Genomic DNA, 20,610 nt, shown 5'->3' with positions numbered 1-20,610 from the left:
GCGGGGTGGCGGGGGGGGGGCGGGCCGCGCGGGGGGGGGGGGGGCCGCCGGGCCCCCCGACGACTGGTTGAACGCGACCGACGTGGCGCCGCGCCACGAGCTGGCCTGGAAGCCGGCCCAGGCCGAGAAGACGGCGGTCAACGACAGGAGCACGACCGCGATCAGCTCGCGCAGGTCGACCCCACTGCTGCCGGGGACCGCAGGGGCCGTGCTCTCGGGGGCTTCCGTCGTCACCATGTCCGCCTCACTTGTCCGACGGCGTGGCGGTGTACCCCTCGGTGAGGCTCGCGCGGACGGTCTGCTTGAGCGCGGCTGCCTTGGTGGGGGTCCAGTCGGGGACCTCGAGGATCGTCGCCCAGGCGTCGACGTGCTCGCCGGAGAAGTTGTGGCCGTGGCCCGGACCGGGCTCCATGCTGAGCGGCATGTCTGCGGTCAGCTGCCAGAACGTGACGAACGGGATCCAGCGGGTGGCCGGCAGCACGTCGCGGCCGCGTGGCTCGGTCAGCCAGTCGGGCCGGTTGAGGATGAGGCTGGGGCTCCACCAGGTGATCGGGTCGGACGGATGCTGCAGGTAGAGCACGTGGGCCCGGTCCCACGGCTGGCCGACCGGAGGGGTCGGCCGGCTCGGTGCCGTGGTGAACCGGACGATCCGCCCGTCCCGGTAGACCGGCTCGACCTCGGGTGATCCGGGGTCGCGATTGTCGACGAGGCTGCGGTAGAGCGGGTTGAAGTTCGGCGGTCCGGTGAACAGTGCGCCGTTGAGCCGGTTGGCCATGTCGAACGCGCCGCTGAAGGCGGTCTCGCCCCCGAACGAGCCCAGGCTCTCTCCGAAGGCGTAGAGGCGGGGCCGGTCGTCGGCCGGCAGGGATGACCACTTCTCGTAGACCGCGTCGAACAGGGCCCGGCCGGCGTCGCGGGCGCGTTGCTGGTCGACGAGGAAGGAGATGGCCGACGGCAGGAAGGAGTACTGCATCGCCACGGTGGCGCAGTCGCCGCCGGTCAGGTACTCGAACGCGTTGGCCGAGCTGGGCTCGACCCAGCCGGTCCCGGTCGTGGTGACGACGAGCAGGTCGGCCCGCTCGAAACCGCCGGCCCGCTCGAGGTCCTGGACCGCGAGCGCAGCCCGGGCCTCGGCGTCGTCGGCCGAGTCGAGGCCGGTGTAGACGCGGATCGGGTTGTCCGCAGCGGCGCCGGTGGCCTGCTCGATCTGGGCCGCGTTCGGGCCCCGGGCGACGAAGCTGCGTCCCTGCATCCCGAGACTGTCCCAGGGCACGAGGGATCCCGGCCCACCCGAGCGGTCGGCGGTGGCGGGTTGCGTGACGCCTTCCTGGGTCGAGGCGTAACGCACCGAGAACATCGAGTTGACCCCGCCGATGACGACGTTGCCGACGACCCCGTCGAGCAGCAGGACGCCGAGCACGACGACGGTGACCAGACCCAGCGCCCGGGCCGCACGCGCCCCCATGACTCGAGCGAGCCAGCCGGCGATCCGCCGGTAGCCACCGGCGATCAGCCGGCCCGCACCGACGAGCACGACGAAGAAAAGGGCGGCGACGGGCAGGACGAGCACCGTGGCCAGCGGCGCCTCGGGGGCGAGCCCGACGAGCGTCGCGGCAGCCCGCTGCCACCACACCCCCAGGATGAGAGCGAGGACCAGCGCGAGGCAGGCCACCACCCCGAACCAGCGCCACGACGCCGTCCTGGTTCTCCTGACCCCACGGTCGGCGAACTCTCGCCAGACCCACGCTCCGAGGACCCCGAGCGCGTACCCGATCGCTGCGCTGACGCCTGCGACGAAGCCCTGGAACAGGGCCGGCCGGGGCAGCAGCGACGGGGTGAAGGACAGGCACGCGAAGACCAGCGCCGTCCACGCCCCTGGCAGCGTGTACCCCGGGCGTCTCGCCCACCACCGCGCAAACATGCCCCAACCTCTCAGGTGCCGCTCTGCCCGGCAGCTGCGCGCGTGCGCGCACGATGGACCGGCAATGACGCTCGTGATCGTGACCGAAGGAGGTCGACACGGTCGAGCAGCCCGCGCCGTGATCCCGGCGGCAGTCTAGTGCCTGGCGAGGCGACTTCGGTCAGGGGATGGTCAGGTGACGATCCGCAGCGGCTCCTCGAGCACCTGGACGAGGTCGCGCAGGAACGCGGCCGCGACCGCACCGTCGAGGACGCGGTGGTCGACCGTGAGCGTCATCCGCATCGTCGTCGTCACGGCGAGCTCGCCGTCCTTGACGACCGGCGTCTCGACTGCCGCGCCGACGGCCAGGATCGCGGACTCCGGCGGGTTGATGACCGCGGTGAACTCGCTGATCCCGAACATCCCGAGGTTGCTGATCGTGAAGGTGCCGCCGCTGAACTCGTCGGGTGTCAGACGCCCTGCCCGGGCCCGCTCGCCGAGGGCACGCGCCTCGGCACTGATCTCGCGGACGGTCTTGCGGTCGGCGTCCCGGATCACCGGCACGATCAGGCCCTGGTCGATGGCGACGGCGATCCCGACGTTCACGTTCGCCCGGGTAAGCAGATGGTCCCCGCCCCAGAAGGTGTTGACCTCCGGATGGGCACGCAGGACGACCGAGCAGGCCTTCACGAGCAGGTCGTTGACGCTGACCCGCACGCCGTCGGACTCGAGCTGGGCGTTGAGCTGGCGGCGGAAGTCGAGCAGGTTCGCGGCGTCGACCACCACGGTGAGATAGAAGTGCGGCGCGGCCTCGCTCTGGGTCAGCCGCTCCGCGGTGATCCGCCGCATCGAGGTGAGCGGAGTCTTCTCGTCGCCTTCGACGGGAGCGGGGGCGGCCACCGGCTGCGGGGCGCTGGGTGCGGCGGGGGCGCCCGCCGGCGTCTCGGCTGCGGGCGCTTGCCGCCCTGCCGCCTGCAGGTCGGCCCGCACGATCCGCCCGCTGGGCCCGGAGCCGGTGATCGTCGTCAGGTCGATGCCCTGCTCCCGAGCGAGCGCGCGCACGAGTGGGGTGGCCCGCACCCGGCCGGTCGGCTGGCTCGCCGCTGCGTCGGGTGCGGCCGCCCTGCCCGGACCCGCATCGGATGGTGCGCCGCTGCTCGACTCGTCGGCCTTCGGCTCTGTCGGCTGAGCCGCGTCCTCGGCCTTCGGCTCGGCCGGCTCCGACGCGGCGGCGCCCCCCTCGCTCGCCTCCCCGATGATGGCGAGGGTCTGGCCGATCGGCACGGTGGCGCCGGCCTCGACGAGGATCTTGGTCAGCGGCCCGGCCTCGTATGCCTCGAGATCCATCGTCGCCTTGTCGGTCTCGATCTCGGCGAGGATGTCACCGACGTGCACGTCGTCGCCCTCGCTCATCAGCCAACGAGCGAGGACCCCCTCGGTCATGGTGTCGGACAGGCGGGGCATGGCGACCTCTGGCATGGCAGGCTCCTGAGTTCCTAGCGGGCGAACCGGGTGGCGTCGAGTACCTCGTTGATCACCTTGGTCAGGTCCGCGGCATCGGGCATCGCGGCGTTCTCCAAGGGCTTTGCGTACGGCAGCGGCACCTCTGCCTGCGCCACCCGACGCACGGGTGCGTCGAGGTAGTCGAACGCGCCCTCCTGGATGGTGGCCGCGATCTCCGCACCGATGCCGTAGGAGAGCCAGTCGTCCTCGAGCACGACCGCCCGCGTCGTCTTGCGGACCGATGCGCAGATGGTCTCCCGGTCGAGCGGGCGCAGGCTGCGCAGGTCGACGACCTCGATCGAGACGCCCTCCTCCTCGAAGCGGCGGGCCACCTCGAGCGCGACGAGGGCCGCGCGCGAGTAGCTGACCACGGTCAGGTCGGTGCCCTCCTTGACCACGGCGGCGGTGCCGATCTCGCCGACCTGCTCACCGTCCGGCACCTCGCCCTTGGTGTTGTAGAGCGCGAGGTTCTCCAGGAACAGGACGGGGTCGTCGTCGCGGATCGATGCGGTGAGCAGGGCCTTCGCGTCGGCCGGGGTCGCGGGGGCGACCACCTTGAGCCCGGGCACGTGGGCGTACCAGACCTCGAGGTTCTGCGAGTGCGTGGCCGCCAGCTGCTGCCCGCCACCGCCGGGGGTCCGGATGACCAGCGGGACCGAGGCCTGCCCGCCGAACATCGAGCGGATCTTGGCGGCGTGGTTGACGATCTGGTCGATCGCGAGCAGCGTGAAGTTGATCGTCATGATCTCGATGACCGGCCGCATGCCCACCATGGCCATGCCGACTCCGGCGCCGACGAAGCCCTCTTCGGCGATCGGGGTGTCGCGCACGCGGGTCGGGCCGAACTCGGTCAGCAGCCCGGCGGTGATCTTGTAGGACCCCTCGAAGACCCCGATCTCCTCGCCGAGCAGGACGACCGAGTCGTCTCGCTGCAGCTCGGCACGCAGGGTCTGGCGCAGCGCCTCGCGGTAGCTCAGCTCGGTCATGCCCACACCCCCTGCTCGGACGAGGGGACCGTGACCACCGGGTCGGCCGGCAGCCGGGTCGGGGCGTTGGCCACGGGCGTCGCGTAGACGTACTTGAACAGGTCGGCCACCTGCGGGTCCGGGCTCTCGTCGGCGAAGGCCACCGCGTCCGCGACCCGTTTGGCCTCCTCGGCCTCGATGGTGTCGGCCTGCTCCTCGTCGAGGATGCCGGCCTCCACGAGCCGGGCCCGGAAGGCCGGGAGCGGGTCCATCTCACGCACCTGCGCAGCCTCCTCCTTGGACCGGTACTTCGCCGGGTCGACGACCGAGTGGCCCCGCAGCCGGTAGCTCATCGCCTCGATGATGCTCGGCTGGCGTTCGACCCTGGCCTGCTCCATCGCCGCGCGGGTCGCGTCGCGCACCGTGACGACGTCGTCGCCGTTGATGCGCACTCCCGGCATCCGGTAGGAGCACCCCCGCTTGTACAGGTCTGGCTCGGCCGAGGCCTTGTCGACCGGTGTGCCCATGCCGAGGCGGTTGTTGATGATGACGTAGACGATCGGCAGGCGCCACAGTCCGGCCAGGTTGAGGCACTCGTGGAAGGCGCCGATGTTCGTCGTGCCGTCGCCGAGCAGGCACATGACCGCCTCGGCCTCCGGCCCCGGCTCGTGACGGTAGGTCGCTGCCATGGCCACGCCGGTCGCGGGGGGGATCTGGCCGCCGACGATGCCGTAGCCCCCGAGCAGGCGCGCCTTCGGGTCGAACAGGTGCATGGAGCCGCCTCGGCCGCCCGAGACCCCGGTCACCTTGCCGAACAGCTCGGCCATCACCGGGCCGGGGGCCATCCCACGAGCCAGCGCGTATCCGTGCTCCCGATAGGTGGTGAAGAGGTAGTCGCGCGGCTCGATCCCGGCCATGAGACCCACCACGGTGGCCTCCTCGCCGAGGTTGAGGTGGCAGTAGCCGCCGATCTTGGCGCGCTGGTACATCTCGGCGGACCGCATCTCGAACGATCGGATCAGCGTCATCTGCCGGTAGTAGCCCCGCAGCGTCTCGGCGGACTCGCCCTCGAGCGAACTCTGCTCATTGGCAGTCGCATCGGCGTCGGCCGGGCTGCCGCCCGGCGGGTCCTGCGGCTGTGGGTCCTGCGGGTCGGTCCTGGGCTGATCCGTGGTTGCGGCCATCGCCTTCTCCGTTCCTGCCGGTGTGGGGGTGTTTGCCCCGCCGAGCTTGCTGGTCTCAGAATCCGGGGGACTGCTCCTGAAGGACGAAACGCTCGCCGGGCGCATGACAGCGAGGACAGCTCTCGGGGCGGCGGTCGCCACGGACGGCCTCGCCGCACGACTGACACACCCATTCGGTGGCGAGCAGCGCGACGATGTCTCCACGGCTGACGATCCCGACGAGACGTCCCTGGTCCGTGACGGGCAGGCGCCGGATCCGCTGGTCGATGAGCAGATGCCTCACGTCGTTGACGAGGGTGTCGGTCGTGACGCTGATGACACTCTTGGTCATCACATCCCTCGCCGTCGAACCGCTCCTGGCCAGCAGGTCGTACTCACTGACCAGACCGAGCAGCACTCCCGCCGAGTCGACGACCGGAGCGCCGCTGATGCCCTTGGTGTGCAACAGCTCGGCGACCTCGCCGACCGAGTCGTCCGGCGACACGGTGATCACCGGGGTCGACATGATCTGGCCGGCCATCGTGGCGACGGACTCTGCTGCTGAGGACTGCGAGGGAGGCGCCATGTCCGGCAATCTACGCCCTCGGGTGCGTTCGTGCCTCCACTGGCCCCGGACCGGCCGTTCCGGGAGGCGCATCGAGCCCGTTCGACGGCATGCTGCGCGCCACCCGAGCCGTATGCCGCTGAGCCGGCTCAGCGGCATACGGGCGCCTCGGGGTGCGGCGAGCGCTTGTCAGCTGGGAACGAGATGGGTCTGCCCCGGCCGCAGGGCCGCCAGGGCCCGGTCGAAGGTGGCGAGACGGCCACCCTCACGTGGACGCGGGACCCGGACCGGATCCCGTCGGCGGCGACGAGCAGGTCGGCGCGAGGCCGGGTGCCGTCGGTGAGTGCCACCGTTCCGTCAGCCGCTGACTCGACCTCGGCCGGTGTGTCGAAACAGACTGTGCCCGGGGGTAGTTCGCCGAGCAGCATCTCGTCGAGCGCCTCACGGTGGACGACGCTCATGCCGTGCAGCGCGGTGCTGGGACGGATCAGCCACTCGCCGTGCAGCGAGCGGACGCCGCCGCCGAGGATTGCCGGCGGGTCACCGACCGAGTCGCGCCAGGCCCTCTCCCAGCCCGAGCGACTCGAGCGCCGCGATCCCGTTGCCGAACAGCGAGAGCCCCGAGCCCTGCGGACGCTCGCGCCGGCCCGCCTCGTAGACGGTCAGGCCTGCGCCGAGCGCGATGAGGTCGCGAGCCCGACCGGACCCGCGCCGATGACGACCGCCTCCATGCCGTCACCGTATGCCGCTGCGCTGCCTCCGTTGGGGCAATGCGCTCCCAACGGGGTGGGGGTCGGCGAGCCCGGTCGCCGAACGCTCGACACAGGTGTTTGCCGCGGGACGCTATCAGCATTGAAAGCATCGTGGTTGTGCCGAACGTGTTGATCCGGAACTGTCAAGATGCAGCGAAGATTTCACAACCGCGATGGCTATGAATCATGTACGTCTTGTTATGGAGCGACCTCGTTCGCTATACGTCCGGTTATGGTGCTAAGCGACGACCCTTCAGCTGCCTGCCGCGTCCTTGCCCGCCGCCCTAGCGGGCAGATTTCCGCCTCGACGCAGGCGCCCACACGAGCGAGGCGTGGACTCGTAAGCTGATCGGCCCGCGGGACGACTGGTCGGCACTGTCGGCCTGATGACGTACACTGTGTAAACATGTCTTACGCTGGCGACAGAGGGGTACACCATGACGATCTCGATCCGGCTGACCGACGACGAGGAAGAACGCCTCGACAGGCTCGCCCGCCGCACCGGGCGCTCAAAGAGCTTCTACGTCAAGACAGCCCTTCGTGAGTATCTGACAGACCTCGAAGACGCCTTCGCCGCCGACGCCGCGATCGATGCCTTCGAGGCCGTTGGTCGGCGTAGCCGTCCGCTCTCCGCGCTCGAGGCCGAGATCGACAGGTGACATCTCGGGGGAGCGTTGAGACCACCGCCCAGTTCGACCGCGAGTTCAAGAAACTCGATCGCGCCGTGCAGCGGCGCGTACTGGCGTATCTGCACGACGTTGAAAGTCTCGACGACCCGCGCCAACGGGGCAAGGGATTGACCGCGAACCACGCCGGCGTCTGGCGCTACCGAGTGGGCGACTACCGCATCCTGGCCCAGCTCATCGACAACACCCTGACCGTCCTGGCGCTGCGCGTTGGCCATCGACCTGACGTGTACTGAGCCGACCATGCGTTTACGTCGGCCTGACCGCCGCGATCCGCCGCCGCGTAATCATGCTTTTCATCCGGCTCTACGCCGCTCAGCAGCATGTCGGCGTCACCGCCTGGTGAAATCGGCGGACGCATCGCTCATTCATCATCATCGAGCACCCACGCCTGCTTGAGAGGGATAGCCGCCCGAGTGGCAGGTGGCAGCTTGTCGTAGACCCCGAACAGCTGCTCCAGGAGTTCCTCTGCGTCCCAGATGCGTAACTGAGTCCGTAGCTGCCGGAACTCCTTCCTCGCCGGCAGGGAAACCCCGCCGTAGGCGACGAGCAGCCCCTGATCCGCCTTGTGCTGCGTCATCGCGCTGTGCAGTCCGCGCAGGACAGAGGAGCCGACCGCACCTGGCTCGGACTTCACCTCCACGATCAACGTGGGGGAGTCCAGCCCGAACGGTCCCCGCCCGGCGAGAATGTCGACACCACCGTCCGGCCCGGCCGGGGAGACCTCGCAGACGAACCCGAGTGCTTCGAGGACCTGAGCGACCAGGTGTGTCAGGTCATGTTCCCGGAAGTGCTGCACCAGGTGGGTCCTGATCCGGTCCCGGACGGCCTCCAACGTCGGCACGGTGGCGGGGTCAGTCACGTCATCAGCGGGCCGTGACAGGGAAGGTGATGGTTGCCGCGATGGCGGAGCACTGGCGGTGGCAGTGTCGTGTGCGCCGCCGGGATCGGCGCCGGTCTGCGCGACCCGGTCCAGCCTCTCGGCAGCGTTGTTCCGGGACGGGCTGAAGACGGTCATGCTCGCGTTCAGCATGTAGAGCAGGTCATCCTGCATGCCACTCTTGGCGATCGCCTCGGTCTGCCAAGTGACCGGAAGGTGGTGTCGTCGAGCCTTGTTCGGCTCCGCCGCGTCGTAGGCGTAGGTTCCGGCACATCTGCCGAACGCCAGATAGCCAGGCCTCGTCTTCAGCGGCATCACGACCAGGTCGTCGATCTTGATCGAGTCACGGAACGCCCACAACTGACCAGTCTGGTTGGCACGGCGCATCGTCGCGTCACCGGGGAAGGCGGCGTCGACAAGGGTCCGGACGCCCTCGCGGCTGTGGCAGTTTGTGAGGTCTCCGATCTCCGACCAGCGGATGGTTGCCCGCCCTTGTTCGAGGTTCCATTGCTCGTCCTCGCCGTTCCGTCCAGCGCGCACCACCCAAGCCGTCACGTCTGCTCCTCGACAGTCGTCGCGTGTCTACAGGTACGGCTTACCGGTGCTGTGCCGCCAGCGCAACACGGACCGACACCGATGACTCAAACGCGCCGTGTCGAAGACGGCCGTGCCGGCGTAGCGTCACGTTCATGTACGTGCCTCACTTCAACCGGATCGAGGACGAGGATGCGGCGCGGGCGTTCGTGCGCGACGTCGCGGTCGGCACGCTGGTCACGGTCGGCCCGGACGGGGCGCCCGACGCGACCCTGCTGCCGGTGCTGTGGCTCGACGACCGGATCGTCGCGCACTTCGCGCGGGCCAACGCGCACTGGCAGCGCATCGGCGCAGACGCGCCCGGCCTGGTCGTGGTGCAGGGACTGGACGCGTACGTGTCACCGGCCTGGTACCCGTCGAAGGCCGAGCACGGCAAGGTCGTGCCGACCTGGAACTACTCTGCGGTACAGCTACGTGGCCCCGTCACCGTCCATGACGACGTCGACTGGCTACGGGAGGCGGTGACCGAGTTGACCGACCGGCACGAGGCCGACCGGCCGGAGCGGTGGGCGGTGACCGACGCGCCCCAGCGGTACGTGCAAGGACAGCTGCGGGCGATCGTCGGGGTCGAGATGCGGGTCGAGCAGGTCGACGCGAAGGCGAAGTGGAGCCAGAACCGGTCGGCTGCGGACCGCGAAGGAGTGGCAGCGGCATACAAGCGTGAGGGGAACGGCGGGCCGGCCGAGCGCGTGCGCACCGGTTCGCTCTGACCCCGCCGCGAGCCGTGGGCCAAACGCAGACTCACCGACCGCGAGGAGGGTCCGCGTCGAGGTCGCGGGTTGCGAAGGCGACCCGATCTCGACAGGCGCCAGAGCGGTTCCCGTGTCAGGCTGGGCGCGCCCGTCTCTCCGGATGGGGACAGCGTCGTCCCAGGCACGGAGGAAGGACACCCATGAGAACACGGCTCGTCGCTCTGGCCGGCTGCGCGGCTCTGGTCGCGCCGGTCGCCCTCGGTACGGTCGGCACGGCCAACGCCGCGCCGGCCGAGAACCCGCCCGTCCGGCTCGTTGGCGGGGTCACCTCGCCGGTCTACGACTACCCGACGGCGATCAGGGAGACGGTCTGGGTGACCACTCCCGACCTGGACGGGGACGGCGCCCCGGAGCGGGTCGCGGCCGACATCATCCGCCCGCGGGAGCTCGACGGCACCGCCCGGGTGCCGGTCATCATGGACGCCAGCCCCTACTACCTGAGCCTCGGACGCGGCAACGAGTCGGAGTTCAAGGAGTATGACGCGCAAGGCATCCCGATCAAGTTCCCCCTCTACTACGACAACTACTTCGTGCCACGCGGCTACGCCTTCGTCGCGGTCGACATGGCCGGTACGGCCCGATCGACCGGCTGCTCCGACGAGGGTGGGCGCTCCGACGTCGAGTCCGTCAAGGCCGTCATCGAGTGGCTGGATGGCAAGGGCGTCGCCCACGACGCGAGCGGCCAGGTCGTCGACGCCGACTGGAGCAACGGCAAGACCGGCATGATCGGCAAGTCCTACGACGGCACCCTCGCCAACGGCGTCGCCGCGGCCGGGGTGGACGGCTTGAGGACGATCGTGCCGATCAGCGCGATCAGCTCCTGGTACGACTACAACCGTTGGCAGGGCGCGGTGAAGTCGTTCAACTACCCGAGCGGCCTGTCCAGGACGATCGCCCGCAACCGGACCATCGCGACCGACTGCTCGCCCCGGCTGAGCTGGATGGACGCCAACGACGGGGACGAGACCGGCGCCTACACGGACTTCTGGGCCGAGCGCGACTACCGCGAGGGGACCTACTACGACGCGTCCAAGGTCAAGGCAAGCGTGTTCATCGTGCACGGCCTGCAGGACAACAACGTCAAGACGATGAACGCCTCGAAGTGGTGGCAGGACCTGGGCCGGCAGGGCGTGACCCGCAAGATGTGGCTGACCCGCCTCGGTCACGTCGACCCGTTCGACTCGGACCGCGAGGCGTGGGTCAGCACCCTGCACCGGTGGTTCGACCACGAGCTGATGGGCGTGCGCAACGGCATCACGCGTGAGCCTGCCGTGCGGGTCGAGACCGCCCCGACCCACTGGGTGACCTCGCGCTGGTGGCCGACCCCGGCAGCCTGGACCGCGCGGCTGAACTTCCACTCCGACGGCACGATGATGCGCGGGCTGAAGGATCGATCGACGGCCAGCTACGTCAACGACTGGCGGCTCAGCGAGAACACGGCCGTCCAGCTCGGGGACAACCCGAACCGGTTGCTGTTCCTGACCGGCTCGACCAAGCGGGAGGTCCGGGTCTCCGGCACCCCGACGGTCGACCTGGACGTCACCCACGGCTCGCCGGTCGGGCAGGTGTCGGTCATGCTGGTCGACTACGGGCAGATGGACCGCGTCAGCGCCAGCGGTGACGGAGCAGAGACGCTGTCGACCGAGAGCTGCTGGGGCCCGGCCTCGGCGGACGATGACGCCTGCTACTTGGACGTCGCCAGGCGCATCGGCAGCACGAACCTGCAGGTGCTCGCCCGAGGCTGGGCGCGTCTCGACGGCGCGGGCCGGCAGAAGGTCACCGTCGAGTTGGCCGCGAACGACGTGCTCGTCCCGGCCGGACACCAGCTCGGGGTCGTGATCAGCGGCAGCCGCAACGGCGTCGTCGCGGTCGACACGGCGGCGACGACGTACACGATCGGCCTGCGCGGATCACGGCTCAACCTGCCGGTCGCGGGCGTGCTGACCGGGTTCGGTCCGGGCCGGATGACCGTCAAGGACACGCAGAACCTGCGGCCGGGCACTCTGGCCAACCTCAACGCCACCCGGTGGCCCGGCAACTGAGCCTTCCGGACGAGCCCAGGTCACGTATGGAGTGTGCCCCAGACTCGGATCAGCGAGATCGTGCGCGGTAAGCGTGCCATCACCACCGACACCGCGCTGCGCCTGTCCAAGGCGCTTGGTGTTGACGATCGGTTCTGGATCAACATCCAGACGGACTACGACCTCGAAGTCGAGCGGGACCTGCACGCCGACGAACTGGCCAAGGTGACCGCTCTGGTGGCGAGCTGAGACTCGGCCACCGGAGGCTTCGCCGCGGCCTCAGCGTCAGCGCTGACATCCGAAGCCCTGCCGCACCCTGATCGCCGCGGCCACCCAAACCCGCTTGGCCCCAACATGATTCGCGTCGACGAACGAGCCACGCCATCCGGTCGTGGGCGTGGGTGCGAAACTCGAGCTGTCAAGGACACGATGGATCTGGAGACCGGGTTGATTACCGCAGCCGTCATGAACGCCCCGCACCACGCGATGGAGCTCCGCTCCTACGAGCGACCCGAGCTAGAGCCCGGGGCGGTGCTCCTTCGGACTCTCGGCAGTGAGGTCTGCGGCACCGACACGCACCTTGCAAAGGGTCAGCTGGCCGGCGTCCCGTACCCGATCATCCCCGGCCATGTCACCGTCGGGGTCGTCGACGAGGTCGGCGCCTCTGCCGAGCCGGTTCGGGACGTCGACGGCAACGCCCTCACCCCCGGGCAGGTCGTGACCTTTCTGGATGTGTACGGGACCTGCGGTCGCTGCTGGTACTGCACCGTCGGCCACGCGACGACTCGCTGCCCGTCGCGCAGGGTCTATGGCGTCACCCTCTCCGCAGACGAGGGCCTTCTCGGCGGTTGGGCCGAGTACGTCTATCTTCGACCTGGGGTTCACATCGTCCCGCTGCGCGACGGGCTCGACTGGCGCAGTTTCCTCGCTGCTGGATGCGGAATGCCGACCGCGCTTCACGCGGTCTCGCTGGCCGAGATCGCGTTCGGTGACACGGTCGTCGTACAGGGGGCAGGGCCCGTAGGTCTCTCTGCTGCAGTGCTGGCCCAACTGCGCGGAGCAGGTCAGGTCATCGTCGTCGGTGGCCCGGAGGTTCGACTCGTGGCTGCCCGGCGATTCGGAGTCGACATCACCATCGACATTGCCACGATGACGCCGGAAGAGCGACTTCGCCAGATCAAGGACCTGACCGGTGGGCGCGGAGCCGACGTGACCGTGGAAGCTACCGGCGTGCCCGCTGCAGTGCCGGAGGGCATGCGACTCACGCGTGACGCGGGACGGTACGTGGTCGTCGGCCAGTACACCAACGCGGGTGAGGCGACCTTCAACCCGCACCTCGACCTGAACCCGAAGCATCTCGACGTTCGGGGCTGTTGGGGTAGTGACGTCGGACATGTCTACCGCTCGGTTCAGGTGATGGCCAGGTACGGCGCCCAGTTCCCCTGGCAAGAACTCATCAGCCGGGAGTACTCGCTCGCGCAGGCACAGGACGCGCTGGACGACGTGGCGGCGCAGAAGGTGGTAAAGGCCCTCATCGTCCCGTGAGACCAGTGCGGCTCCGTGCCCGCCATCCACGACGACCGTTGGACGACCAGGCCCTCCAGCCGGCGGTCAGCGACCGACGACGAGCCGCGCCATACGGCCCTGGGCACCGGCGGCGAAGCACGCCCACGGGACACAGTCGACGGTGTTGAAGGTGCCGGTGTCGAAGGTGACATACGTGCGCCCGGCGTCCCAGCTGACATCCGACCCGCTGGTGCCGACCGCGAGCACGCCATTGTGGAACCCGTACATCCAGGCCGAGCCGGACCGGTAGCCGCCCAGGCCGGTCCCCGCGTGCCACGTCCGCCCACGGTCGCCCGTCCACGCGGCGTTGGCGACCGCGGTGTCCGGCGTCATGAAGTCGCCGCCCACGGCCACGCCCCTGCGTCCTGGCCCGAAGGACAGCGAGAACACCCCACCTGTGGCGTTCCCGGCGATGGGGGAGTCCGTCACCCTCCAGGAGTGGCCCCCGTCGGTGCTGCGGAAGATACGGCCGGGATCGGCTCCGCCGGTGCCGAAGAAGAGGTCGCCGCGACGGTTGCTGGCGATGCAGGTGCCGCTCGCGGCGAACCCGGCCTCGCCCTCGAGCGCCGGAGGCATCCCACGGCTCGGCAGCTGCCTCCACGAGTGTCCGCCGTTGGTCGTCTTGAGGATGAGGAACTTCCCGTCGACAGGGTCGGACAGGATGTAGCCGGTCCGCTTGTTCGTGAAGGTCATGCAGTCGTAGAACGCGGTCGGCAGGGTGTTCTGCTGGCTCATCCGCCAGGTCCGGCCACCGTTGTCGGTGACGTAGACCCGCATCGCGTCGGGGGTGTCGCCGATCGAGGCGGCGACGGCGTGCAAGGCACTGCTGGCGTAGACGCTGCGGAACTGCAGGTCGCTGGTGCGGGCCGGGCCCACCGAGGTGACGGTGCGTCCGCCGTCGACGGAGCGCAGGATGGTGCCCTCGCTGCCTCCCGCCCAAAGCACTCTTCGGTTGACGGCGGACAGTCCGCGCAGGCTGGCCGTCGAGGTCGGGGTTGTCAGCAGGCTCCACGACAGGCTGGGGACCGGTCGGATCGTCGGAGCGATCGGTCGGGCGGTGGCCGGGGTGGCGGCGAGGGTGACTGCGGTGGCGAGGGCGGCCGCGGCGGCGAGCACGCCGGCCAGGCGGGACATCGTTGTCATGGCCCTTGAGCCTGCCACTGCCCGGCCGTTTGCGGTGGTCGAGGGACGTCCTTTCCTGGCGGTCAGCAGCCGGGATGTGATGACCAGACGTGGCGGGACTGCCGGTTCTGGGCGCCGCTGTCACTGACTGGCCGACGAGACCTGGGTAGTGAGCGGCATACGGAGTCCATCGGGGCTCGTGGTTGCTAGAAGGGGAGGGCGACGGGCTTCAGGTCCGCCCAGACGTCCCCGGGCCCGGGGTTGCCGGGATGGCTGCGACCGCCCAGGTGCGTCATGATGCCCCACACCGCGTTCAGCGAGGTCTGGACCGCGCCTTCGACCCAGGCCGGCGTCCAGCTGACCCCGTCCCCCGCCAGGAAGATCCCCCGCTGGTGTTCCGGGAGGTCATCCTGGACGAAGTGGCCGTACATCCGGTGGTTGTAGCGGTAGTGACCGGGCAGAGCACCCTTGAACGCGCCGAGGAAGTTCTCGTCCGCCTCCCAGCTGACGACGATCGGGTTGCCCCGGATGTGGCTGCGGATGTCGACGCCCGGGTAGATGCGCTCGAGCGCAGCGAGGGCGAGCTCGACGCGCCGTTCGGGGGCGAGGGGGAGGACCTTGAGCGCATCAGTCATCCACGAGTAGCTCAGGCAGATGACGGCGGGCCGGTCCGGGCCGTTGTCGAAGAAGTAGGTGCCTCTGGTGATCCGGTCGGTCAGCGTCATCGACAGCAGCGGCCGGCCGGTCCGGGGGTCGATGTCCTTCCAGAACGGCCGGTCCACCATGACGAACGACTTGGCCGCCTGCATGTACCGGGTCCGGTCGAGGGCCATCCACAGCTTCTGGTCGAAGATGGACTCCTGCACCGACACCGAGGTCGTCAGCAGGTGGCTCTGGCAGGTGACCAGGGCTGCCGCGTAGTCGCGGGCGTTGCCCCACTGGTCGAGAACCGTGAACCCCCCGGAGCTGCTTCGCTCGATGTGGACCGCCCGGCCCAGCGTGGCACCGCCGTTGAGGGAGGCCAGGCTCGTGCCCTCGGCCCAGTGTCGGCATACGGCAGGCTGGCGCCACAGGCGGTGCAGCAGGCTCTCGACACCGCCGACGATGAAGCGCTGGTTGTCATCGAGCTCCAGGAGGTTGACCCGCAGGATCTCCAGCATCGAGTTGGGGAAGTCGCTGTCCCAGCCTCCGGTCCCGAACCCGACCTGCCCGAACACCTCTCGGTGCCGGAAGCTGAGGCCGCTGAAGGCCTTGGAGGACAGGACGAAGTCGTAGAACGTCCGCTCGTCCCAGGCCTCGACGATGGGGTCCCACAACTGCTTGAGCCGCTGGGCGTCGCGGTCCCGCACTGCCTGTTGCAGCTCGGTGAAGTCGGCGAACTCCTCCAGCGCGCTGTGGTAGGCGTCGGCGACCTCACGGTACAGCTGCGGCAGGTCGTTCGCGTCCCTGGCGAACTCCGTGACGCCCTCAAGGTCGATGACCGTGGACCCGGCCGCCTCGGTCAGCGGGTTGGGGAAGGGCCGGGACTCCAGCCCGACCAGGTCGACGTAGTGGTAGAACGCTCGCGAGGAGACGGGGAAGCGCATGCCGCCGAGCTCGGCGACCACGTCGTCGGTGCCCTCGAAGGTCTGCGACCGCAGTCGCCCACCGAACTTGGCCGACTCGTACAGGACCGGGCGCACGCCCAGCTTCATCAGCTCGTGCCCGGCGATCACTCCCGCGGTTCCTGCGCCGATGACGGCCACTTCGGCCCCGAGCCGGTCGTCCGGGATCGTCCCGAGCCCGGCCGGGCTGCCGATCCAGCCTTCGTAGGCGAATGGGAAGTCCGGGCCGAAAGCGGTGACTGCTGATGATGCCTGGGTCATGGGGACAGGCTAGCGTCGGCCCTGTGAAGCTCGCGCTGTGGCAGTGCCACCCGACCGACGGCCGGGTGGAGGAGGCACTGGCCGCACTCGAGGCTCGGGTCCTCGCGGCGGCTGCCGCCGGAGCCGACCTGCTCATCGTCCCCGAGCTCTACCTTCCCGGTTACAACCGGCCCGACCTGCACGCCCTGCTGGCGCAGCCCCTCGACGGAGAGTGGATCACGCGGGTGGGCGACCTGGCACGACGTGCTGGGTGCGGCGTATGCCTAGGCTGGGCCGAGCGCGATGAGGACGAGGTGTACAACACGGCGACCCTCGTCGGGCCCGATGGGAGGGTCAGGGTCCACTACCGCAAGGTCCAGCTCTTCGGGGGCATGGAGGCACGCAGCTTCCGGCGCGGTACCCGGCTGGCACCCGTCGTCGAGATCGAGGATCGTCACGTCGGCCTCCTTGTCTGCTACGACATCGAGTTCCCCGGCCATGCGGCCGCACTCGCTGCGGCCGGCGCAGACGTCATCCTCGTCCCGACCGCCAACCCCGCAGGGTACGAGCACGTGCAGCGCACCCTCGTCCCGGCTCGCGCGCACGAGAACGACGCCGTCGTCGCCTATGCGAACTTCGTGGGCACGGAGGGAGGGGTGACCTTCGGCGGGCTGTCGCTGATCGCCGGGCCCGACGGCCTGCCGCTCGCGGCTGCCGGTGCCCGGGGGGAAGCCCTGCTCGTCGTGGACCTCGATGCCGCTGACGCCGTCCCGGACGACGTCCGGTCGGAGCTGGCGCGGGAGTACCGTCCTGCCCGACCAACGACCTGACCCCGCTAGCCGCGGGCGCCGGGCAGCCGTGGGATGTGCAGGTGCCGCTGCCGACTGACTGCGGCCGCTACCCGGCGCGCGTCCTTCTTGAATGGCGCAGGTGCCTGGTCGGCAGCCTCCGCGACCGTCTCCGGTAGGCCGGTGCGCAGGTGCTCGACCCGGCTCAGGGCCTGCTCGGGTTGCACCTCCAGCGCAGCCGCGACACTGACCCAGTCCTCGACCGTGACGTCGCGGACCTGCCAGGCGCGCCCAACTCTCATCGAACTGCGTACCGCCTCACCGGGCTTCAGGTACGGCGCGCAGCTGGCCGCGTCGTACAGCGGCGCGAGGGCAACGCGCGGGCCCCGCAGCAACAGGCTGAAGTTCTTCGCGTGCGCGTCGCTACCGCCGACCAGGACGTTGAACGCGAACGCATCGAAGAAGGCCGTCCACACCGGCTCTCTGTCGGCAAGACCCAACGTACCAAGCAGCGCAGCGACGTTCTTGACACTCGGGCCCCCGTCGGCCTGGTACCTCTTGGACGGCGGGTAGCTTATCGCCTGCAGGAGGTCCTCCTGGTGAAGGCGAAGCCACTGTCCATCACGCGCTCGACGCCGGTCATACCGGGTCGATACCAGCGTTCTTGCGCCGCCGAAGTCAACGAGATCGACGCGCGCGATGCGCAGCCCAAGAAGGCCGGCGGCGCGCAGGCACACGAACTCGTCGGCATGACTTACCGTAAGAGCGGCCCTCCGTGATGGTCGGTCGGCCGTCTTACAGCACGCGGCCCAGGAAGGTGCGCACCCGTTCGTTGGGGTTGGTGTCGGCGAAGAACTCCTCCGGTGGCAGGTCTTCGGCGATGACGCCCCCGTCGATGAAGAGCACCCGGTCGGCGACTCGGCTGGCGAATCCCATCTCGTGGGTGACCACGGCCATGGTCATGCCCTCGCGGGCCAGCTCGGTCATCACGTCCAGGACGTCTTGGACCACTTCGGGGTCGAGCGCGGAGGTGGGTTCGTCGAAGAGCATGAGCGTCGGGTCCATCGCGAGTGCTCTCGCGATGGCCACCCGCTGCTTCTGCCCCCCGGAGAGCCGGTTGGGATACTCGTGCGCCTTGCTCTCGAGCCCGACGCGGGCCAGCAGCCGCATACCGCGCTCGGCTGCCTCGCTCTGGCTCCTTTTGCGGACTTCCATCTGGGGAAGGGTGATGTTCCGCAGCACGGTCAGGTTCGTGAACAGGTTGAACTGCTGGAAGACCATGCCGACGTCGGCCCTGACCTTGTTGATGTCCACGCCCTTGGCCGTGATCTCGGTGCCCTCGAAGATCACCTGCCCGCTGGTGGGTGACTCCAGCAGGTTCAGGCAGCGCAGGAAGGTCGATTTGCCGCCGCCGCTCGGGCCGATCACGGCCACCACCTGCCCGGCTTTCAACTCGAAGTCGATGCCTTTGAGCACCTTGTGATCGCCGAAGGACTTGTGCAGGTCCTGCACGGTGAGCAGAGCCATCAGACGTACACCGCCAATCGCTTCTCGAGTCGGGAAGCCCCCAGGCCAATCGTGTTGGTGAGCAGGTAGTAGATGAGCCCGATGAACAGGTAGATCGTCAGGGCATCGAAGGTCCGCGAGATGATCGTCTGCCCGACCAGGAAGAGCTCGTGGATGGTGATGAAGGACACCAGGGCGGAGTTCTTGGTCAGCGAGACGGCTTCGTTGCCCAGGACCGGGAGCATCCGCAGGAATGCCTGCGGCACCACGACGTGTCGCATCGCTGACGCGTGGCTCATCCCGCAGGAGCGGGCCGCCTCCATCTGGCCGCGGTCGATGGACTGGACGGCCCCTCGGACGATCTCGGTCACGTAGCTGCCGCTGTAGAGCCCCAACGAGATGATGCCGGCCACCAGGGGGTTCAACTGCAGGCCGAGCTGCGGCAGGCCGAAGTAGATGAAGAACATCTGCACGACGAACGGTGTTCCGCGAATGACCGAGACGTAGGTTGCACCGATCGCCCGCAGCGGGGCTATGCGGCTCAGTCGCAGCAGGCCACCGATCATGCCGAGGCACAGGCTCAGCAGCATCGACAGGACGACAACCTCGAGCGTGACCCCCAACCCGGACAGGAGCTGGCGCCACGAATCGGTGATCGACGAGAGGTTGAAGAGCCCCCGATCCTTCGAGCTGCCCTCTTGGGCCTTCTTGCCGAACCATTTGTCCGTCAGGGCAGCGTAGGAGCCATCGTCCTTCGCCTGTGACAGCGCGGTGTTGAACGCCTTCCGCAAGGGTGCGTCGTCCTTGCTGAACGCATACCCGTAGTTCTCGTTTGTCAGACGGCTCCCAACCTCTTTCATGCCCCCTTGCTGCGCCACGAAGTACTGTCCAGCCGGTGCGCCGGTCACGACCGCGTCCGCCTGCCCAAGCTTTACCGAGGAGAACATCTGCTCGTTTGTCTGCACGGTCACCAGTTCGGCTTGGGGCGCGTTCTGCTTGAGCCATTCCACCGACTTGGTGCCCACCTGTACGGCGACCTTCTTGCCGGCCAGGTCGGCCAGGGACTTGATCGAGTCGTTCTTGTCGGACACGAAGATGGCCAGCCCGCCCGGGTAGTAGATGTCGCTGAAATCCACGACCTTGGCCCGGGCGTCACTGATGTAGATGGCGGACGCTCCCATGTCGATCTGCTTGGCCTGGATCGCGGGCACGATGTTGCCGAACGCCAGCTGCGTGAACTGCACATCCTTGATGCCCACCTTCTGGGCGAGCAGGTGCACGAGGTCTATGTCGAACCCGAGCATCTGGCCCTTGGCGTCGGTGAACTCGAACGGTGGGAAAGTGGCATCGGTCCCGACCCGCAGCGGTATCTTCCCGGCGCGCATCTGGGCCAGGCGGTCGGTGCCTGCGTCGGCAGGCCCGGTAACAGCGGCCGACGTGTCGCTCCTGGGAGCAACGGCCTGCCCGGCCGGGGTCAGGGTGAGAAGCAACAACACGAGTATGCCAAGTGCCCCTGCAACGCGAGCGGTCCACCCTCTGCCTGCGACGGAGGCTCGTCGTCGACTTCCGGTGCGATCCCTGGGACTGTGCATGCGAGGGATCATGGATCCTCTTCCCGTCAGGTCAGTCTGGCAAGGTCACCGGCCGTTGCCGGGCCGCCCCAACGGTAGCGGGGCGTGAGCGGAAGCGGAACGGACGGACTGGAGGCCGCGTTCACCGCTGTACCCCAGTGGGCAACTCGTCGGTGGCGGCCAACTCCACCCATCGCGCATCCGGGCCTGCCTCGTTGGTGCTCATGACCGCTGAGACGCTCGGTGCGATGGAGGGGCGTATGTCGAGAGTGCGGCGCGTAACATGCGCGTGCTGCGCGTGGCCGTTCAGGCCAGACGTCCTGCTGCCGCGAAGCCGGTCAGAGATGAACGACTTCAGCGATACGACTCGCAGAACGTCCAGGACTCCTGACATGGAGCGATAGTCCGTGTGGCGTCAGAGCGCGGTCTTGA

General features: G+C 68.9%; 19 protein-coding genes and 1 pseudogene. 7 read left to right on the top strand and 13 right to left on the bottom strand.

Going from position 1 to position 20,610, the window contains the following annotated elements:
- The 7 genes and pseudogenes from L0H79_RS11025 to L0H79_RS10995 form a co-directional block, all read right to left on the bottom strand.
- A pseudogene (locus L0H79_RS11025) lies at nt 1–237 on the bottom strand (hypothetical protein); the annotation flags it as partial.
- Nucleotides 238–244: 7 nt separating this feature from the next.
- Nucleotides 245–1,921, bottom strand: coding sequence for an alpha/beta hydrolase (locus L0H79_RS11020; protein WP_301484651.1), 1,677 nt, complete (start codon nt 1,919–1,921; stop codon nt 245–247).
- Nucleotides 1,922–2,092: 171 nt separating this feature from the next.
- Entirely contained in the window at nt 2,093–3,379 is a 1,287-nt protein-coding gene (locus tag L0H79_RS11015) for a dihydrolipoamide acetyltransferase family protein (RefSeq protein ID WP_301484650.1), read from the bottom strand.
- Between the two features lie 17 nt (nt 3,380–3,396).
- Nucleotides 3,397–4,389 (bottom strand): alpha-ketoacid dehydrogenase subunit beta, encoded by a 993-nt coding sequence (locus L0H79_RS11010; RefSeq protein WP_301484649.1) that lies wholly within the window; start codon nt 4,387–4,389, stop codon nt 3,397–3,399.
- Nucleotides 4,386–5,552, bottom strand: a complete 1,167-nt coding sequence (gene pdhA / locus L0H79_RS11005; protein WP_301484648.1) for a pyruvate dehydrogenase (acetyl-transferring) E1 component subunit alpha — start codon at nt 5,550–5,552, stop codon at nt 4,386–4,388. The genes L0H79_RS11010 and pdhA overlap by 4 nt, the downstream gene beginning before the upstream one ends.
- 55 nt (nt 5,553–5,607) lie before the next feature.
- The gene (locus tag L0H79_RS11000; RefSeq protein ID WP_301484647.1) at nt 5,608–6,117 is read right to left on the bottom strand and encodes a CBS domain-containing protein; all 510 of its coding nucleotides are present in this window, start codon (nt 6,115–6,117) and stop codon (nt 5,608–5,610) included.
- A 128-nt stretch (nt 6,118–6,245) separates the two neighbouring features.
- Nucleotides 6,246–6,557: an NAD(P)/FAD-dependent oxidoreductase gene (locus tag L0H79_RS10995; RefSeq protein WP_301484646.1), complete on the bottom strand. Its 312-nt coding sequence runs from the start codon at nt 6,555–6,557 to the stop codon at nt 6,246–6,248.
- Between the two features lie 728 nt (nt 6,558–7,285).
- On the opposite strand from L0H79_RS10995, the gene L0H79_RS10990 reads away from it, so the two are divergent.
- A complete protein-coding gene (locus L0H79_RS10990) occupies nt 7,286–7,507 on the top strand; it encodes a ribbon-helix-helix domain-containing protein (protein ID WP_301484645.1) in 222 nt (73 codons plus the stop codon).
- A complete protein-coding gene (locus L0H79_RS10985) occupies nt 7,504–7,770 on the top strand; it encodes a type II toxin-antitoxin system RelE/ParE family toxin (RefSeq protein WP_301484644.1) in 267 nt (88 codons plus the stop codon). Before L0H79_RS10990 ends, L0H79_RS10985 begins: the two co-directional genes overlap by 4 nt.
- A gap of 128 nt (nt 7,771–7,898) precedes the next feature.
- Here the strand turns inward: L0H79_RS10985 and L0H79_RS10980 are convergent, their stop codons facing one another.
- The gene (locus tag L0H79_RS10980) at nt 7,899–8,969 is read right to left on the bottom strand and encodes a restriction endonuclease (RefSeq protein WP_301484643.1); all 1,071 of its coding nucleotides are present in this window, start codon (nt 8,967–8,969) and stop codon (nt 7,899–7,901) included.
- 134 nt (nt 8,970–9,103) lie between these two features.
- On the opposite strand from L0H79_RS10980, the gene L0H79_RS10975 reads away from it, so the two are divergent.
- The 4 genes from L0H79_RS10975 to L0H79_RS10960 all read left to right on the top strand — a co-directional run bounded on the left by L0H79_RS10975 (nt 9,104) and on the right by L0H79_RS10960 (nt 13,326).
- Nucleotides 9,104–9,718, top strand: coding sequence for an FMN-binding negative transcriptional regulator (locus tag L0H79_RS10975; protein WP_301484642.1), 615 nt, complete (start codon nt 9,104–9,106; stop codon nt 9,716–9,718).
- 182 nt (nt 9,719–9,900) lie between these two features.
- The gene (locus L0H79_RS10970; RefSeq protein ID WP_301484641.1) at nt 9,901–11,802 is read left to right on the top strand and encodes a CocE/NonD family hydrolase; all 1,902 of its coding nucleotides are present in this window, start codon (nt 9,901–9,903) and stop codon (nt 11,800–11,802) included.
- Nucleotides 11,803–11,835: 33 nt separating this feature from the next.
- Nucleotides 11,836–12,030 carry a HigA family addiction module antitoxin gene (locus tag L0H79_RS10965; protein ID WP_301484640.1) on the top strand — a complete coding sequence of 65 codons (195 nt, stop codon included), beginning with the start codon at nt 11,836–11,838 and terminating at the stop codon, nt 12,028–12,030.
- Between the two features lie 180 nt (nt 12,031–12,210).
- A complete protein-coding gene (locus tag L0H79_RS10960; RefSeq protein ID WP_301484639.1) occupies nt 12,211–13,326 on the top strand; it encodes a zinc-binding dehydrogenase in 1,116 nt (371 codons plus the stop codon).
- Nucleotides 13,327–13,392: 66 nt separating this feature from the next.
- Here L0H79_RS10960 and L0H79_RS10955 read toward each other — a convergent pair whose 3' ends face one another.
- The gene (locus tag L0H79_RS10955; protein WP_301484638.1) at nt 13,393–14,490 is read right to left on the bottom strand and encodes an oxidoreductase; all 1,098 of its coding nucleotides are present in this window, start codon (nt 14,488–14,490) and stop codon (nt 13,393–13,395) included.
- Between the two features lie 185 nt (nt 14,491–14,675).
- Nucleotides 14,676–16,334 (bottom strand): NAD(P)/FAD-dependent oxidoreductase, encoded by a 1,659-nt coding sequence (locus L0H79_RS10950; RefSeq protein WP_301484637.1) that lies wholly within the window; start codon nt 16,332–16,334, stop codon nt 14,676–14,678.
- Nucleotides 16,335–16,357: 23 nt separating this feature from the next.
- On the opposite strand from L0H79_RS10950, the gene L0H79_RS10945 reads away from it, so the two are divergent.
- Complete coding sequence (locus L0H79_RS10945) at nt 16,358–17,143, top strand: nitrilase-related carbon-nitrogen hydrolase (RefSeq protein ID WP_301484636.1); 786 nt, start codon at nt 16,358–16,360, stop codon at nt 17,141–17,143.
- A gap of 5 nt (nt 17,144–17,148) precedes the next feature.
- On the opposite strand, the gene L0H79_RS10940 is transcribed toward L0H79_RS10945, so the two are convergent.
- The 3 genes from L0H79_RS10940 to L0H79_RS10930 are packed head-to-tail and all read right to left on the bottom strand — an operon-like array spanning nt 17,149 to nt 20,097.
- Nucleotides 17,149–17,838, bottom strand: a complete 690-nt coding sequence (locus L0H79_RS10940) for a HipA domain-containing protein (RefSeq protein WP_301484635.1) — start codon at nt 17,836–17,838, stop codon at nt 17,149–17,151.
- Between the two features lie 58 nt (nt 17,839–17,896).
- Nucleotides 17,897–18,628: an amino acid ABC transporter ATP-binding protein gene (locus L0H79_RS10935; protein WP_301484634.1), complete on the bottom strand. Its 732-nt coding sequence runs from the start codon at nt 18,626–18,628 to the stop codon at nt 17,897–17,899.
- On the bottom strand, nt 18,628–20,097 hold the full coding sequence (locus tag L0H79_RS10930; protein WP_301484633.1) for an ABC transporter substrate-binding protein/permease: 1,470 nt from the start codon (nt 20,095–20,097) through the stop codon (nt 18,628–18,630). Before L0H79_RS10930 ends, L0H79_RS10935 begins: the two co-directional genes overlap by 1 nt.
- Nucleotides 20,098–20,610: the final 513 nt, after the last annotated feature.

Source organism: Intrasporangium sp., from assembly GCF_030452765.1.
In the GTDB taxonomy this organism is placed as follows: Bacteria; Actinomycetota; Actinomycetes; order Actinomycetales; family Dermatophilaceae; genus Intrasporangium_A.
The sequence above is the reverse complement of the archived record's forward strand: the minus strand, read 5'-3'. Positions and strand labels throughout refer to the sequence as shown.

Excerpts from the sequence above, each read along its gene's own strand:
- L0H79_RS11000 (WP_301484647.1), bottom strand. The coding sequence starts at position 6,117 with ATGGCGCCTCCCTCGCAGTCCTCAGCAGCAGAGTCCGTCGCCACGATG.
- L0H79_RS10955 (WP_301484638.1), bottom strand. The coding sequence starts at position 14,490 with ATGACAACGATGTCCCGCCTGGCCGGCGTGCTCGCCGCCGCGGCCGCC.
- L0H79_RS11010 (WP_301484649.1), bottom strand. The coding sequence starts at position 4,389 with ATGACCGAGCTGAGCTACCGCGAGGCGCTGCGCCAGACCCTGCGTGCC.
- L0H79_RS10970 (WP_301484641.1), top strand. The coding sequence starts at position 9,901 with ATGAGAACACGGCTCGTCGCTCTGGCCGGCTGCGCGGCTCTGGTCGCG.
- L0H79_RS10950 (WP_301484637.1), bottom strand. The coding sequence starts at position 16,334 with ATGACCCAGGCATCATCAGCAGTCACCGCTTTCGGCCCGGACTTCCCA.
- L0H79_RS11015 (WP_301484650.1), bottom strand. The coding sequence starts at position 3,379 with ATGCCAGAGGTCGCCATGCCCCGCCTGTCCGACACCATGACCGAGGGG.
- L0H79_RS10935 (WP_301484634.1), bottom strand. The coding sequence starts at position 18,628 with ATGGCTCTGCTCACCGTGCAGGACCTGCACAAGTCCTTCGGCGATCAC.
- pdhA (WP_301484648.1), bottom strand. The coding sequence starts at position 5,552 with ATGGCCGCAACCACGGATCAGCCCAGGACCGACCCGCAGGACCCACAG.
- L0H79_RS10975 (WP_301484642.1), top strand. The coding sequence starts at position 9,104 with ATGTACGTGCCTCACTTCAACCGGATCGAGGACGAGGATGCGGCGCGG.
- L0H79_RS10990 (WP_301484645.1), top strand. The coding sequence starts at position 7,286 with ATGACGATCTCGATCCGGCTGACCGACGACGAGGAAGAACGCCTCGAC.
- L0H79_RS10995 (WP_301484646.1), bottom strand. The coding sequence starts at position 6,557 with ATGAGCGTCGTCCACCGTGAGGCGCTCGACGAGATGCTGCTCGGCGAA.
- L0H79_RS10960 (WP_301484639.1), top strand. The coding sequence starts at position 12,211 with ATGGATCTGGAGACCGGGTTGATTACCGCAGCCGTCATGAACGCCCCG.
- L0H79_RS11020 (WP_301484651.1), bottom strand. The coding sequence starts at position 1,921 with ATGTTTGCGCGGTGGTGGGCGAGACGCCCGGGGTACACGCTGCCAGGG.